The sequence below is a fragment of the Pantoea sp. ICBG 1758 genome (genome assembly GCF_002928325.1).
Classification (GTDB): domain Bacteria; phylum Pseudomonadota; class Gammaproteobacteria; order Enterobacterales; family Enterobacteriaceae; genus Pantoea; species Pantoea eucrina.
In genome coordinates, this window is record NZ_POWL01000001.1 from 292,729 (window position 1) to 307,828 (window position 15,100).

A 15,100-nucleotide genomic window follows, 5' to 3' on the forward strand; every position below is an offset into this window, starting at 1 on the left:
AGGTCATGATGAAACTCGAATTTTCAATCTACCGTTATAACCCGGACGTCGATGACAAGCCGCGCATGCAGGATTACACCCTGGAGTCGGAAGACGGGCGCGACATGATGCTGCTGGATGCGCTGATTCGGCTGAAAGAGCAGGATCCAACGCTGGCGTTTCGTCGCTCGTGCCGCGAGGGTGTCTGCGGCTCAGATGGTCTGAACATGAACGGCAAAAATGGTCTGGCCTGCATTACTCCGGTCTCAGCACTGGGTAACGGCAGTAAAAAGATCGTGATTCGCCCGCTGCCAGGTCTGCCGGTGGTGCGCGATCTGGTGGTCGACATGAGCCAGTTCTATACGCAGTATGAGAAAATCAAACCGTTCCTGCTGAACAACGGTGAGAATCCGCCAGCGCGTGAGCATCTGCAGAGCCCGTCGGAGCGTGAGCACCTTGATGGCCTGTATGAGTGTATTCTCTGCGCCTGCTGCTCAACCTCCTGCCCGTCGTTCTGGTGGAACCCGGATAAGTTTATCGGTCCGGCCGGTCTGCTGGCTGCCTATCGCTTCCTGATTGACAGCCGCGACACGGAAACGGATGCGCGTCTCGACAATCTGAGTGATGCTTTCAGCGTATTCCGCTGTCACAGCATCATGAACTGTGTGAGCGTATGTCCGAAAGGGCTGAACCCGACGCGCGCCATCGGCCATATCAAGTCGATGCTGCTGCAGCGCGGGGCGTAAAGCTAAGAAGTCCTGCCGGGAACTCAGGTTCCCGGCAGCGTATGGAAGCCTCTATAAGCGCGGTGCTGACCACGCTTATAAAGGTTCCCTTACGGGCCCGGCGCCGGTAGCGCACAGGTTCGTATCGCTGAACTCACTACGGCAAGCCGTGAAAGCGGCAACAAATGAAACCTCATAAAAAGCAGCTTAATGCTTAAGGGATCACAATGCAGAACAGCGCGATGAAACCCTGGCTGGACTCCTCCTGGCTGGCCGGCGCGAACCAGTCTTACATAGAGCAACTCTATGAGGATTTCCTGACCGATCCTGACTCTGTTGATGAAGTGTGGCGCGACCTGTTCCAGCAGTTGCCAGGTACCGGCGTAAAACCAGAGCAGTTTCACTCCACGACGCGTGACTATTTCCGCCGCCTGGCGAAGGATGCTACCCGCTACACCTCTACCGTTACCGATCCGGCTACTAACTCCAAACAGGTTAAAGTCCTGCAGCTGATTAACGCGTTCCGTTTCCGCGGCCATCAGCACGCTAATCTTGATCCGCTTGGCCTGTGGAAACAGGATATCGTGGCCGATCTCGACCCGGCCTTTCACGATCTGACCGACGCCGATTTTCAGGAAAGCTTCAACGTAGGCTCATTTGCGATTGGCAAAGAGACGATGAAGCTGGCCGATCTCTACGCCGCCCTGCAGCAGACCTACTGCGGGTCGATTGGCGCAGAGTATATGCACATCAACAACACTGAAGAGAAACGCTGGATCCAGCAGCGTCTTGAATCAGTGGCTGGACAGGCTTCATTCAGCGCGGAAGAGAAAAAAGGCTTCCTGAAAGAGCTGACCGCAGCCGAAGGTCTGGAAAAATATCTTGGGGCGAAATTCCCCGGCGCCAAACGCTTCTCACTGGAAGGTGGCGATGCGCTGGTGCCTATGCTGCGCGAAATGATTCGCCACGCAGGGAAAAGCGGCACGCGCGAAGTGGTGCTGGGTATGGCGCACCGCGGACGTCTGAACGTGCTGATCAACGTACTGGGCAAAAAGCCGCAGGATCTGTTTGATGAGTTCGCCGGCAAGCACAAAGAGCATCTGGGTACCGGTGATGTGAAATACCACATGGGCTTCTCTTCCGATGTTGAAACCGAAGGGGGCCTGGTGCATCTGGCACTGGCGTTTAACCCGTCGCATCTGGAGATTGTCAGCCCGGTTGTCATGGGCTCCGTACGCGCCCGCCTCGATCGTCTCTCTGAGCCGGGCAGTAACAAAGTTCTGCCTATCACTATTCACGGTGACGCAGCGGTAATTGGTCAGGGTGTGGTGCAGGAAACCCTGAACATGTCGCAGGCGCGTGGTTATGAAGTTGGCGGTACGGTGCGTATCGTGATCAATAACCAGGTTGGCTTTACCACGTCAAATCCAAGAGATGCGCGCTCCACGCCTTATTGTACTGATATCGGTAAGATGGTGCTGGCACCTATTTTCCACGTGAACGCGGACGATCCGGAAGCCGTTGCTTTTGTTACCCGTCTGGCGCTCGACTACCGCAACACCTTTAAGCGTGATGTCTTTATCGATCTGGTCTGCTATCGCCGTCATGGCCATAACGAAGCGGATGAGCCAAGTGCAACGCAGCCGCTGATGTATCAGAAGATTAAAAAGCATCCGACGCCGCGTAAACTTTACGCCGACCGCCTGCAGAGCCAGGGCGTAGCCTCGCAGGAAGATGCCACTGAACTGGTTAACCTCTATCGCGATGCGCTGGATGCCGGTGAGTGCGTGGTGCCGGAATGGCGCCCGATGAGCCTGCACTCGTTTACCTGGTCCCCTTATCTCAACCACGAGTGGGATGAGAGCTACCCGGAAACGGTTGAGCTGAAACGCCTGCAGGAGCTGGCGCGCCGTATCAGCACGGTTCCGGAAGCGGTTGAAGTGCAGTCGCGCGTGGCCAAAATTTACAACGACCGCAAAGAGATGGCGGAAGGCAACAAACCGTTTGACTGGGGCGGGGCAGAGAATCTGGCCTACGCCACGCTGGTGGATGAAGGCATTCCGGTGCGTCTCTCTGGCGAAGATTCCGGACGCGGCACCTTCTTCCACCGCCATGCGGTGATCCACAACCAGCTGAATGGCTCTACCTATACGCCGCTGCACCATATTCATAATGGTCAGGGAGAGTTCAAAGTCTGGGACTCCGTGCTGTCGGAAGAGGCGGTACTGGCGTTTGAATATGGCTACGCCACCGCAGAGCCGCGCGTGCTGACCATCTGGGAAGCGCAGTTTGGTGACTTTGCCAACGGCGCACAGGTGGTTATCGATCAGTTCATCAGCTCGGGCGAGCAGAAGTGGGGCCGCATGTGTGGCCTGGTGATGCTGCTGCCGCACGGCTATGAAGGTCAGGGTCCGGAGCACTCCTCAGCGCGCCTGGAGCGTTATCTGCAGCTCTGCGCTGAGCAGAATATGCAGGTTTGCGTGCCATCTACCCCGGCTCAGGTTTACCACATGCTGCGTCGTCAGGCGCTGCGCGGTATGCGCCGTCCGCTGATTGTGATGTCGCCTAAGTCGCTGCTGCGGCATCCGCTGGCGATCTCCAGCCTGGACGATCTGGCAAACGGCAGCTTCCAGCCGGCGATTGGCGAGATCGATGCGCTCGATCCGCAGCAGGTTAAACGCGTGGTGCTCTGTTCAGGTAAGGTCTACTACGATCTGCTGGAACAGCGTCGCAAAAACGAGCAGAGCGATGTTGCCATTGTGCGCATCGAGCAGCTCTATCCTTTCCCGCACAAAGCGGTACAGGAAGCGTTAAAAGATTACGCCGATGTCCAGGATTTCGTCTGGTGTCAGGAAGAGCCGCTCAATCAGGGCGCATGGTATTGCAGTCAGCATCATTTCCGCGAAGTGGTTCCCTTTGGTGCGTCGCTGCGTTACGCAGGCCGTCCGGCATCTGCTTCACCGGCCGTGGGCTATATGTCCGTACATCAACAACAGCAGCAAGACCTGGTCAACGACGCGCTGAACCTTGGTTAATAAAAAGGAAAGAAAATGAGTAGCGTAGAAATTCTCGTTCCCGATTTACCTGAATCCGTAGCGGACGCAACGGTTGCAACCTGGCACAAAAAACCTGGCGATGCAGTCAGCCGTGATGAAGTGCTGGTCGAAATTGAAACCGATAAAGTGGTGCTGGAAGTTCCTGCTGCTGCTGATGGTATTCTGGAAGCCGTGCTGGAAGAAGAGGGTGCTACCGTCACCTCGCGCCAGCTGCTTGGTCGCCTGAAAGAGGGCAACAGCGGCGGGAAAGAGACCTCAGCGAAAGTTGAGAGCAATGAATCTGCACCGGCACAGCGCCAGTCCGCGTCGCTGGAAGAAGAGAGCAGCGACGCGCTGAGCCCTGCTGTACGCCGCCTGATCGCGGAAAACAATCTCGACGCCAGCCAGATCAAAGGCACCGGCGTGGGTGGCCGACTGACGCGCGAAGATATTGAAAAGCACCTGGCGAAAAAGCCGGAAGCGAAAGCGGCTCCGGCTGCTGAAGCGGCGGCTCCGGCTCCGGTTGCTAACCGCAGCGAGAAGCGCGTGCCGATGACCCGCCTGCGCAAACGCGTGGCTGAGCGTCTGCTGGAAGCGAAAAACAGCACCGCCATGCTGACCACGTTCAACGAAATCAACATGAAGCCCATCATGGATCTGCGCAAGCAGTATGGTGAGGCGTTTGAAAAACGTCACGGTGTACGCCTGGGCTTTATGTCCTTCTACATCAAAGCGGTCGTTGAAGCCCTGAAGCGCTTCCCGGAAGTGAACGCCTCTATCGATGGCGAAGATGTGGTGTACCACAACTACTTCGATGTCAGCATCGCCGTTTCTACGCCGCGCGGTCTGGTGACGCCAGTGCTGAAAGATGTGGATGCGCTGAGCATGGCGGATATCGAGAAGAAAATTAAAGAGCTGGCGGTGAAAGGCCGTGATGGCAAGCTGACAGTTGAAGAGCTGACCGGCGGTAACTTCACCATCACCAACGGCGGCGTGTTTGGTTCGCTGATGTCAACGCCAATCATTAACCCGCCGCAGAGCGCCATTCTGGGCATGCACGCCATTAAAGATCGTCCAATGGCGGTCAATGGTCAGGTGGTGATCCTGCCGATGATGTATCTGGCGCTCTCTTACGATCACCGTCTGATCGATGGCCGTGAATCGGTAGGCTATCTGGTCGCAGTGAAAGAGATGCTGGAAGATCCGGCTCGTCTGCTGCTGGATGTCTGATTTTCGCCGGGCGCGCAGCGATGCGCGCCCACATTTAAATGTTTCAGATCTGAATGGATAGAACATCATGAACTTACACGAATACCAGGCGAAGCAGCTGTTTGCACGGTATGGTATGCCAGCACCGACTGGTTATGCCTGCACCACGCCACGTGAAGCCGAAGAAGCCGCCTCAAAAATTGGCGCAGGCCCGTGGGTAGTGAAATGTCAGGTTCATGCCGGTGGCCGTGGTAAAGCGGGCGGCGTGAAGGTAGTGAAAAGTAAAGAAGAGATCCGTGCATTTGCTGAGCACTGGCTGGGTAAACGTCTGGTGACCTATCAGACAGATGCGCTGGGCCAGCCGGTTAACCAGATTCTGGTTGAAGCGGCAACCGATATCGATCAGGAACTCTATCTGGGTGCGGTCGTCGATCGCGCTACGCGCCGCGTGATCTTCATGGCATCAACCGAAGGCGGTGTGGAAATTGAAAAGGTGGCGGAAGAGACTCCGCACCTGATCCACAAAATGGCGCTCGACCCGTTAGCGGGACCGCAGCCATACCAGGGCCGCGAACTGGCGTTCAAACTGGGTCTGACCGGTAAGCAGGTCAGCCAGTTCACCAAAATCTTTATGGGTCTGGCTACCATGTTCCTGGAGCGCGATCTGGCGATGGTTGAGATCAACCCGCTGGTGATCACCAAGCAGGGCGACCTGATCTGCCTGGATGGCAAGCTGGGTGCAGACGGCAACGCGCTGTTCCGCCAGCCTGAACTGCGCGAAATGCGCGATCCAAGCCAGGAAGATCCACGCGAAGCGCACGCAACGCAGTGGGAGCTGAACTATGTCGCGCTGGAAGGCAACATTGGCTGTATGGTCAACGGCGCGGGTCTGGCGATGGGCACAATGGATATCGTGAAGCATCACGGTGGCCAGCCTGCAAACTTCCTTGATGTCGGCGGCGGCGCAACTAAAGAGCGCGTAACCGAAGCCTTCAAAATCATCCTCTCTGACGACGCGGTAAAAGCGGTATTCGTTAACATCTTCGGCGGTATTGTCCGTTGCGATCTGATCGCTGATGGCATCATCGGCGCAGTGGCAGAAGTGGGTGTCAACGTGCCGGTAGTGGTACGTCTGGAAGGTAACAACGCTGAGCTGGGCGCTAAGAAACTGGCGGACAGCGGTCTGAACATCATTGCAGCAACCAGCCTGACAGACGCGGCACAGCGTGTTGTTGCTGCAGCGGAGGGTAAATAATGTCCATTCTGATCGACAAGAACACCAAAGTCATCTGTCAGGGTTTCACCGGTGGGCAGGGGACTTTTCACTCTGAGCAGGCGCTGGCCTATGGCACGCAGCTGGTTGGCGGCGTAACGCCAGGTAAAGGCGGCACCACCCATCTGGGCCTGCCGGTGTTCAATACCGTGCGTGAAGCGGTAGAAGCGACCGGCGCAACGGCCACGGTTATCTACGTTCCGGCTCCGTTTTGCAAAGACGGTATCCTGGAAGCGATCGACGCGGGCATCAAGCTGATCATCACCATCACTGAAGGTATCCCGACGCTGGATATGCTGACTGTGAAAATGAAGCTGGATGAAGCAGGCGTGCGCATGATTGGCCCTAACTGCCCTGGCGTGATCACCCCAGGCGAATGCAAAATCGGCATTATGCCAGGCCACATTCACCAGCCAGGCCGCGTGGGCATCGTGTCACGTTCCGGCACCCTGACCTATGAAGCGGTTAAGCAGACCACAGATATTGGCTATGGCCAGTCTACCTGTGTCGGTATCGGTGGCGACCCGATCCCGGGCTCTAACTTCATCGATATTCTGCAGATGTTCCAGGACGATCCGCAGACCGAAGCGATTGTGATGATCGGTGAAATCGGCGGCAGCGCGGAAGAAGAAGCGGCAGCCTTTATCAAAGAGCACGTCACCAAGCCGGTTGTCGGCTATATCGCAGGCGTAACGGCGCCGAAAGGCAAACGTATGGGCCATGCTGGCGCCATCATTGCCGGCGGTAAAGGCACGGCTGACGAGAAGTTTGCTGCGCTGGAAGCGGCAGGTGTGAAAACTGTCCGCAGCCTGGCCGATATCGGTGATGCGGTAAAAGCAGTTCTGCCTGCTAACTGATTGCGCTGACTGAATAAGCATAAGCCACCTGCGGGTGGCTTTTTTTATGCCTGCAGCGTAGCGGTTTTTATTTATTATCCTGCGCGGCGGATTTTAAAGTTAATAACTCACAGAAAAGGTAATCGTAATTTTAATTAAACGCGGCAGCTTTTGACATCGCTTTAACAACTCTTTCAGGCTACATATTCGTAAACTTTATATCTTAATCCAGATCAAATAATAGCGTGTTATAGCAAACTTTACTGCTGGCTAAAAACAACCCGGCCGGTATAAATTGCGCTGCATCAAATCACAGTTTTGCCACGGATAACAGCCGTCTGAGTCGTATGCCCCCGGATCAATATTGTGGCATCTGACGCTGACGCCTGCATGACAGAAATGTGAGGCGATATTTTCAGGGAATTATCACCACTATTACTCGCTCATTTCGGGCCGCAGATTGCGCTATCTGCGGGTAATAAAACCGGAATTAATAATCAGCCGTTCCTGCACGCTGTTGCGCCGTTTACCGTCCGGCAACACAGCGGCATGCGAAGAGCAAGGAGTTCTCATGTTAGATATTGTCGAGCTGTCGCGCTTACAGTTTGCCCTGACGGCGATGTACCACTTTCTGTTCGTACCATTAACGCTGGGTATGGCGTTTCTGCTGGCGATCATGGAAACCGTCTACGTGCTGTCGGGCAAACAGATTTATAAAGATATGACCAAATTCTGGGGCAAGTTGTTTGGCATCAACTTTGCGCTGGGCGTGGCCACCGGACTCACCATGGAGTTTCAGTTCGGCACTAACTGGTCCTATTACTCCCATTACGTCGGCGATATTTTCGGGGCACCGCTGGCCATTGAAGGATTAATGGCGTTCTTTCTTGAATCCACCTTTGTTGGCCTGTTTTTCTTTGGCTGGGATCGGTTGGGCAAAGTTCAGCATCTGGCGGTCACCTGGCTGGTGGCGCTGGGATCCAACCTCTCTGCGCTCTGGATCCTGGTGGCCAATGGCTGGATGCAAAATCCCATCGCCGCAGCATTCAACGCTGAAACCATGCGTATGGAAATGCTGAGCTTTTCAGAGCTGGTGCTTAACCCGGTCGCACAGGTGAAATTTGTGCATACCGTGGCGGCGGGCTATACCGCTGGCGCCATGTTTGTTCTGGGGATCAGCGGCTGGTATCTGCTTAAAGGGCGTGATGTGGCGTTTGCCCGCCGCTCCTTTGCCATTGCGGCCAGTTTTGGCATGGCGGCGGTGCTCTCGGTGATTGTACTCGGCGATGAGTCGGGCTACGAGATGGGGGATGTCCAGAAAACCAAACTGGCTGCAATCGAGGCGGAGTGGGAGACCCAGCCGGCACCCGCCGCCTTTACGCTATTTGGTATACCGAATCAGGAGACGCAGGAGAACAAATATGCGATTCAGATTCCGTATCTGCTTGGCCTTATCGCCACGCGCTCAGTGGATAAACCCGTTACCGGCCTGAAAGAACTGCAGGCGCAGCATGAGGTGCGGATCCGTAACGGCATCAAAGCGTATGGCCTGCTCAATGCGCTGCGCAGCGGCAATCAGGACCCGGAAGTCCGCCGCGCGTTTGAAGCCAGCAAGCAGGATCTTGGCTACGGCCTGCTGCTTAAGCGCTACACCCCGACGGTCACCGATGCCAGCGAAGCGCAGATACAACAGGCGGTGAAAGACGCCATTCCGCGCGTGGCGCCGCTCTATTTTGCCTTCCGTATCATGGTGCTGTGCGGCGCGCTGTTGCTGGCGATTATTGCCCTCTCATTCTGGAGCGTAGTCCGCGACCGGATCGGTCAGCAGCGCTGGCTGCTGAAAGCCGCACTGTATGGCATTCCGCTGCCGTGGATCGCTATCGAGGCGGGCTGGTTTGTTGCGGAGTACGGGCGTCAGCCGTGGGCAATCGGTGAAGTGTTACCCACCGCCGTAGCGAACTCTTCGCTGACCGTGGGAGACGTGCTGTTTTCGATGACGCTGATTTGCGGACTCTACACGCTGTTTCTGGTGGCAGAGATGTATCTGATGTTCCGGTTTGCCCGCCTGGGGCCGGGCAGCCTGAAAACCGGCCGCTATCACAATGAATCAGTGCAGATCGCTACGCAGCCAGAGCGCGGCTAAAGGAGAGCAACCATGTTTGACTACGAAGTGTTACGTTTTGTCTGGTGGCTGCTGATTGGCATACTGCTGATCGGCTTTGCCGTGGCGGACGGTTTTGATATGGGGGTCGGTATGCTGACGCCCGTGCTCGGACGCAGCGACACCGAGCGCCGTATTATGATCAACACGATTGCACCGCACTGGGACGGCAATCAGGTCTGGCTGATCACGGCTGGCGGTGCGCTGTTTGCCGCCTGGCCCATGGTCTATGCCGCCGCCTTCTCTGGTTTCTATGTCGCCATGATTCTGGTGCTCGCCTCGCTCTTTTTTCGCCCGGTGGGTTTTGATTATCGATCCAAAATTGAAGACAGGCGCTGGCGTGCCGTGTGGGACTGGGGCATCTTTGCCGGCAGTTTTGTTCCGCCGCTGGTGATAGGCGTTGCCTTTGGCAATCTGCTGCAGGGGGTGCCGTTTCATGCAGATAGCTATCTGCGTCTGTTCTATACCGGCAATTTCTTCCAGCTGCTCAATCCATTTGGCCTGCTGGCGGGAGTCATCAGCGTGGCGATGATCCTGACCCAGGGCGCCACCTATCTGCAGATGCGCACCTGCGGTGAGCTGCATTTACGTGCGCGCAGCGGGGCGCAGGCGGGGGCGCTGGTGATGCTCATCGCCTTCGTGCTGGCGGGCTTGTGGGTAAAATATGGCCTTGACGGCTATGTAGTGAAAAGCGTTATCGATCACCACGCAGCCTCTAATCCACTGGGCAAAGAGGTGGTGCGCGAGGCGGGTGCCTGGCTGCGTAATTTTGAGCAGATGCCGCTGCTGTGGGCGTTTCCGCTGCTGGGCGCTGTTCTGCCGCTGCTTACACTACTTTGTTCGCGCGGCGAGCGGGGCGCCTGGGCGTTCATCTTCTCTTCCCTGACGCTGGCCTGCGTCATCATGACCGCCGGTATTGCGCTGTTCCCGTTTATCATGCCCTCCAGCACCGTGCCGGGTAGCAGCCTGACCCTCTGGGATGCCACCTCCAGCCTGCTGACGCTGAAGATTATGACCATCGCCGCACTCATCTTTGTGCCGATCATTCTGGCCTACACCAGCTGGTGCTACTACAAAATGTTCGGTCGCATTACCCAAGATGATATTGAACGCAACACGCACTCTCTCTACTGATTAAGGAGCTTTTGCATGTGGTATTTTGCCTGGATCCTCGGCACGCTGCTGGCCTGCGCATTAGGTGTGATCACCGCCCTGGCGCTGGAGCAGAGAGATGCAAACCGTGCACAGGATGACAATGCCTGATCGGTCAGCATGCTGGCCGGTAGCATGGGGTAATAAAGGGGTCCGGACGGGCCCTTTTTTTGTGCCTGTTAACGGCACACTCGCCTGACTGCAGACCAGGACTTTTGTCAGCATCAGGTCAGGAAATGTTGAGTAATTCCTTCTGGTTGTTACCGTCAGATAATTATTTTCTTCTGGCTCTGGCGGACCATTCCCAAGCGGATCGCTCTTGCGTATAGTAGCAACGTTTAAAAATGAGACCGGGATGTAGAGTGAGTACAACGCTGTTTCGCTGGCCGGTGCGGGTCTACTATGAAGATACCGATGCCGGAGGTGTGGTTTACCACGCCAGCTATCTTGCTTTTTATGAACGAGCACGTACCGAAATGCTGCGTCAGCGCCATTTCAATCAACACGTCCTGTTAGAAGAGCAGGTCGCATTTGTGGTACGGCGCATGACGGTGGAGTTCATCGCCGCGGCTCGCCTTGATGACCTTCTGGAGATACAGACCGAAGTGACCTCAATGACCCGCGCAACCATGACCTTCACCCAGCGTATCGTCAATGCTGAAGGCAGGGTGCTCAACGAGGCGGATGTCCTGATCGCCTGCATTAACCCACACCTGATGAAGCCGATTGCGCTTCCCAAGTCTATTGTCGCGGAGTTCAAGCAGTGACTGACATGAATGTTCTTGATTTGTTCCTGAAGGCGAGCCTTCTGGTCAAACTTATCATGTTGATTTTGATCGGCTTTTCTATTGCCTCCTGGGCAATCATCATCCAGCGTACGCGCATTCTGAATGCGGCAGGACGCGAAGCGGACGCCTTTGAAGATAAGTTCTGGTCCGGTATCGAACTCTCGCGTCTCTATCAGGAGAGCCAGGGGCGTCGTGATGAGCTGGGCGGTTCGGAACAAATTTTCTACGCCGGCTTTAAAGAGTTTGCCCGCCTGCATCGCGTAAACAGCCATGCGCCGGAAGCGGTGGTCGAGGGCGCCAGCCGCGCCATGCGTATCTCTATGAACCGCGAGCTGGAAGCGCTGGAAAACCATATTCCTTTCCTCGGCACCGTGGGTTCTATCAGCCCCTATATCGGTCTGTTTGGTACCGTATGGGGGATCATGCACGCTTTCATCGCGCTGGGCGCAGTCAAGCAGGCCACGCTGCAGATGGTGGCACCGGGTATCGCAGAAGCGCTGATCGCCACCGCGATCGGCCTGTTTGCCGCGATCCCGGCGGTCATGGCCTATAACCGTCTGAACCAGCGCGTCAACAAGCTGGAGCAGGGTTACGATAACTTTATGGAAGAGTTCACGGCTATCCTGCATCGTCAGGCTTTCTCTAGCGACAATACGAAGTAAGTCGAGGTTTACGATGGCCAGAACCCGTGGTCGCGGACGCCGCGATCTTAAGTCGGAAATCAACATTGTTCCGCTGCTCGATGTGCTGCTGGTGCTGCTGCTTATCTTTATGGCAACCGCGCCAATCATTACGCAGAGCGTGGAAGTTGATCTGCCGGACGCCACTGACTCCAAAACAGTTGCCAGCGATGATAATCCGCCGGTAATTGTTGAAGTGGCCGGTGTAGGACAATACAGCCTGGTGGTGGATCACGATCGTATGACCCAGCTGCCGCCTGAGCAGGTTGTGAGTGAAGCGCAGCGTCGTATTGAAGCCAATCCTAAAACCGTGTTTCTGATTGGCGGGGCCAAAGATGTGCCTTACGACGAAATCATTAAAGCGCTGAACCTGCTTCATCAGGCTGGCGTCAAATCAGTCGGTCTGATGACGCAGCCGATTTAACGCGACTTGTTTTTGGGAACCGAGAGTGTCGAAGGCAACCGAACAGAACCAGAAGTTGAAACGCGCAATTATCGTTTCGGTGGCGCTGCACATCGTGCTGATTGCGCTGCTGATCTGGAGCTCGTTCAACGAACATATTGAAGCGAGCGGCGGCGGCGGCGGTAGCGATATTGATGCCGTCATGGTCGATCCCGGGGCTGTGGTTGAACAATATAATCGTCAGCAAAATCAGCAGAGCGACAGCCAGCGTGCGGAACAGCAGCGGAAAAAGCAGGCGCAGCAGCAGGCGGAAGAGCTACAGCAGAAGCAGGCCGCCGAGCAGCAGCGTCTGAAAGCGCTGGAAAAAGAGCGGCTGCAGGCGCAGCAGGAAGCGAAAGAGCAGGCTAAACAGCAGGCTGAGCAGCAGAAAGCGGCCGAAACGGCTGCAAAGCAGGCTCAGGAGCAGCAAAAAGCGGCTGAAGCCGCTGCCGCACAGGCGAAAGCGGATGCAAAAGCAGAAGCAGACGCGCGCGCTAAAGCAGCAGCAGAAGCGAAAGCAACCGCAGCGGCTGAAGCGAAGCAGGCTGCTGCCGAGGCGAAGAAACAGGCAGAAGAGCAGGCGAAAGCAGCGGCAGCGGATGCTGCAAAAGAGAAAGCGGCAGCTGAGGCGAAAGCTAAAGCGCAGGCGGAAGCGAAAGCGCAGGCAGAGGCCGATGCCAAAGCTAAAGCAGCGGCAGAGGCGAAAGCCAAAGCTGCGCAGGAAGCCAAAGAGAAAGCAGCAGAGGCGGCGAAGGAGAAAGCTGCGGAAGCTGCTAAAGAGAAAGCAGCTGAAGCGGCTAAAGAGAAGGCGGCCGCTGAGGCAAAAGCGAAAGCAGACGCCGCTGCCAAAGCGAAAGCGGATGCAGCCGCTAAAGCAAAAGCAGATGCAGCGGCGAAAGCCAAAGCAGCCGCGGACGCGAAGAAAAAGGCTGCTGCTGAAGCCGCGCAGGGCGAAAGCGATGTTGACGATCTGCTGGGCGGCCTCTCCTCCGGTAAAAACGCGCCGAAGAGTGGCGCTGCAGCCGGCGGCGGTGGTGCAGCAGGGCAGGGCAATCAGAAGAAAGCGGGTGCATCGGGTGCTGAGGTCAACGCCTATCTGGGCCAGATCACCAGCGCCATCCAAAGCCGCTTCTATGATGCCGATCTCTATCGCGGTAAGAGCTGCGATTTACGTATTAAGCTGGCACCCGATGGGCTGCTGATTGATGTGAAATCGGAAGGGGGCGATCCGGCACTTTGCCAGGCTGCCATTGCCGCTGCGAAGCAGGCGCGTATACCTAAGCCACCTTCGCAGGCGGTGTATGAAGTGTTTAAAAACGCACCAATGCGTTTCAGGCCGCAATAATGCAGTAACGTACGGCAGGTTGAACTAAGGTTAGCTTGCCGTATTCTATAAAATACTCGTGTTTTTTCAGGAACTGTGCGAATTATCGTGAACTCAGGTTCAGGTAAGGGAGATAAGATGAAGCAGGCACTTCGTGTAACCTTAGGTTTTTTTGTACTGCTGTGGGCCGCTGTGCTGCACGCAGAAGTACGCATTGAAATTACGCAGGGCGTTAACACTGCCCGTCCGATTGGTGTAGTACCGTTTAAATGGGCCGGACCTGGCGCGGCGCCAGAAGATGTCGGCGGTATTGTGGCAGCTGACGTGCGCAACAGTGGTAAATTTAATCCGCTGGATCGCTCACGTCTGCCGCAGCAGCCCGGCAGTGCGCAGGAAGTTCAGCCTGCCGCATGGAGCGCGCTGGGTATTGATGCCGTGGTGGTCGGTCAGGTCTCACCTAACGCCGATGGCAGCTATCAGGTCGCCTATCAGCTGGTCGACACCGGGGGTGCACCGGGCAGCGTACTGGCACAAAACTCCTTCAAAGTAACAAAACAGTGGCTGCGCTATGCGGCGCATACCGCCAGTGACGAAGTCTTTGAGAAGCTGACCGGCATTAAAGGCGCATTCCGCACCCGTATCGCTTATGTTGTGCAGACCAACGGCGGCCAGTTCCCGTATGAGCTGCGCGTGTCTGACTACGATGGTTACAACCAGTTTGTGGTACACCGTTCACCGCAGCCGCTGATGTCACCGGCCTGGTCACCTGACGGCAGCAAACTGGCCTACGTTACGTTTGAGAGTGGCAAATCAGCGCTGGTGATCCAGACGCTGGCAAATGGCGCTATTCGTCAGGTTGCCTCCTTCCCGCGTCACAACGGTGCACCATCGTTCTCACCGGATGGTTCTAAGCTGGCTTTCGCCCTCTCTAAAACGGGCAGCCTGAATCTCTATGTAATGGACCTGGGCTCAGGTCAGATCCGTCAGGTAACAGACGGCCGCTATAACAGCACTGAGCCAACCTGGTTCCCGGATAGCCAGACCCTGGCGTATACCTCGGATCAGGCGGGTGCACCGCAGATTTATAAAGTCGGTGTTAACGGCGGCGCGCCACAGCGTATTACCTGGGAAGGCAAACAGAACCAGGATGCGGATGTGTCGACCGACGGTAAAACCATGGTGATGATCAGCAGCGCCGGTGGCGCGCAGCACGTCGCCAAACAGGATCTGGAAACGGGAGCCGTTCAGACGTTAACGGACACGTTCCTGGATGAAACGCCAAGTCTGGCACCAAACGGCACCATGGTTATCTACAGCTCTACTCAGGGGATGGGATCCGTGCTGCAGCTGGTTTCAACTGACGGGCGTTTCAAAGCGCGTCTTCCGGCAACTGATGGACAGGTAAAATCACCTGCCTGGTCGCCGTATCTGTGATGCATCGCTCCCTTGCCTCGTCGGCGGGGGAGTCAATGTATGGCAAACAAAATAATAGGATA

13 protein-coding genes are annotated in these 15,100 nt (G+C 56.1%); all 13 read left to right on the plus strand.

Going from position 1 to position 15,100, the window contains the following annotated elements; genetic code table 11:
• The first annotated feature begins 8 nt into the window (after positions 1-8).
• Positions 9-725 (plus strand): succinate dehydrogenase iron-sulfur subunit, encoded by a 717-nt coding sequence (locus C1Y41_RS01500; protein WP_039383229.1) that lies wholly within the window; start codon positions 9-11, stop codon positions 723-725.
• A 206-nt stretch (positions 726-931) separates the two neighbouring features.
• Complete coding sequence (sucA, locus tag C1Y41_RS01505) at positions 932-3,739, plus strand: 2-oxoglutarate dehydrogenase E1 component (RefSeq protein ID WP_104084667.1); 2,808 nt, start codon at positions 932-934, stop codon at positions 3,737-3,739.
• Positions 3,740-3,754: 15 nt separating this feature from the next.
• On the plus strand, positions 3,755-4,969 hold the full coding sequence (gene odhB / locus C1Y41_RS01510) for a 2-oxoglutarate dehydrogenase complex dihydrolipoyllysine-residue succinyltransferase (protein ID WP_039383234.1): 1,215 nt from the start codon (positions 3,755-3,757) through the stop codon (positions 4,967-4,969).
• 67 nt (positions 4,970-5,036) lie between these two features.
• On the plus strand, positions 5,037-6,203 hold the full coding sequence (gene sucC / locus C1Y41_RS01515; protein ID WP_039383235.1) for an ADP-forming succinate--CoA ligase subunit beta: 1,167 nt from the start codon (positions 5,037-5,039) through the stop codon (positions 6,201-6,203).
• Entirely contained in the window at positions 6,203-7,078 is an 876-nt protein-coding gene (sucD, locus tag C1Y41_RS01520) for a succinate--CoA ligase subunit alpha (RefSeq protein WP_039383236.1), read from the plus strand. Before sucC ends, sucD begins: the two co-directional genes overlap by 1 nt.
• 550 nt (positions 7,079-7,628) lie before the next feature.
• On the plus strand, positions 7,629-9,200 hold the full coding sequence (gene cydA, locus C1Y41_RS01525; protein WP_094111659.1) for a cytochrome ubiquinol oxidase subunit I: 1,572 nt from the start codon (positions 7,629-7,631) through the stop codon (positions 9,198-9,200).
• 12 nt (positions 9,201-9,212) lie between these two features.
• The gene (gene cydB, locus C1Y41_RS01530) at positions 9,213-10,352 is read left to right on the plus strand and encodes a cytochrome d ubiquinol oxidase subunit II (protein WP_104084668.1); all 1,140 of its coding nucleotides are present in this window, start codon (positions 9,213-9,215) and stop codon (positions 10,350-10,352) included.
• Positions 10,353-10,367: 15 nt separating this feature from the next.
• Positions 10,368-10,481, plus strand: coding sequence for a cytochrome bd-I oxidase subunit CydX (gene cydX, locus C1Y41_RS01535; protein WP_071668990.1), 114 nt, complete (start codon positions 10,368-10,370; stop codon positions 10,479-10,481).
• Positions 10,482-10,732: 251 nt separating this feature from the next.
• On the plus strand, positions 10,733-11,137 hold the full coding sequence (ybgC, locus tag C1Y41_RS01540; RefSeq protein ID WP_039383240.1) for a tol-pal system-associated acyl-CoA thioesterase: 405 nt from the start codon (positions 10,733-10,735) through the stop codon (positions 11,135-11,137).
• Complete coding sequence (gene tolQ, locus C1Y41_RS01545; RefSeq protein WP_071668991.1) at positions 11,134-11,820, plus strand: Tol-Pal system protein TolQ; 687 nt, start codon at positions 11,134-11,136, stop codon at positions 11,818-11,820. Before ybgC ends, tolQ begins: the two co-directional genes overlap by 4 nt.
• 13 nt (positions 11,821-11,833) lie before the next feature.
• A complete protein-coding gene (gene tolR, locus C1Y41_RS01550; protein ID WP_039383244.1) occupies positions 11,834-12,262 on the plus strand; it encodes a colicin uptake protein TolR in 429 nt (142 codons plus the stop codon).
• A gap of 25 nt (positions 12,263-12,287) precedes the next feature.
• Entirely contained in the window at positions 12,288-13,625 is a 1,338-nt protein-coding gene (gene tolA / locus C1Y41_RS01555; protein WP_104084669.1) for a cell envelope integrity protein TolA, read from the plus strand.
• 117 nt (positions 13,626-13,742) lie between these two features.
• Positions 13,743-15,038, plus strand: a complete 1,296-nt coding sequence (gene tolB, locus C1Y41_RS01560; protein ID WP_039383247.1) for a Tol-Pal system beta propeller repeat protein TolB — start codon at positions 13,743-13,745, stop codon at positions 15,036-15,038.
• The last annotated feature ends 62 nt before the right edge of the window (positions 15,039-15,100 follow it).

Excerpts from the sequence above, each read along its gene's own strand:
- C1Y41_RS01500 (WP_039383229.1), top strand. The coding sequence starts at position 9 with ATGAAACTCGAATTTTCAATCTACCGTTATAACCCGGACGTCGATGAC.
- sucA (WP_104084667.1), top strand. The coding sequence starts at position 932 with ATGCAGAACAGCGCGATGAAACCCTGGCTGGACTCCTCCTGGCTGGCC.
- odhB (WP_039383234.1), top strand. The coding sequence starts at position 3,755 with ATGAGTAGCGTAGAAATTCTCGTTCCCGATTTACCTGAATCCGTAGCG.
- sucC (WP_039383235.1), top strand. The coding sequence starts at position 5,037 with ATGAACTTACACGAATACCAGGCGAAGCAGCTGTTTGCACGGTATGGT.
- sucD (WP_039383236.1), top strand. The coding sequence starts at position 6,203 with ATGTCCATTCTGATCGACAAGAACACCAAAGTCATCTGTCAGGGTTTC.
- cydA (WP_094111659.1), top strand. The coding sequence starts at position 7,629 with ATGTTAGATATTGTCGAGCTGTCGCGCTTACAGTTTGCCCTGACGGCG.
- cydB (WP_104084668.1), top strand. The coding sequence starts at position 9,213 with ATGTTTGACTACGAAGTGTTACGTTTTGTCTGGTGGCTGCTGATTGGC.
- cydX (WP_071668990.1), top strand. The coding sequence starts at position 10,368 with ATGTGGTATTTTGCCTGGATCCTCGGCACGCTGCTGGCCTGCGCATTA.
- tolR (WP_039383244.1), top strand. The coding sequence starts at position 11,834 with ATGGCCAGAACCCGTGGTCGCGGACGCCGCGATCTTAAGTCGGAAATC.
- tolB (WP_039383247.1), top strand. The coding sequence starts at position 13,743 with ATGAAGCAGGCACTTCGTGTAACCTTAGGTTTTTTTGTACTGCTGTGG.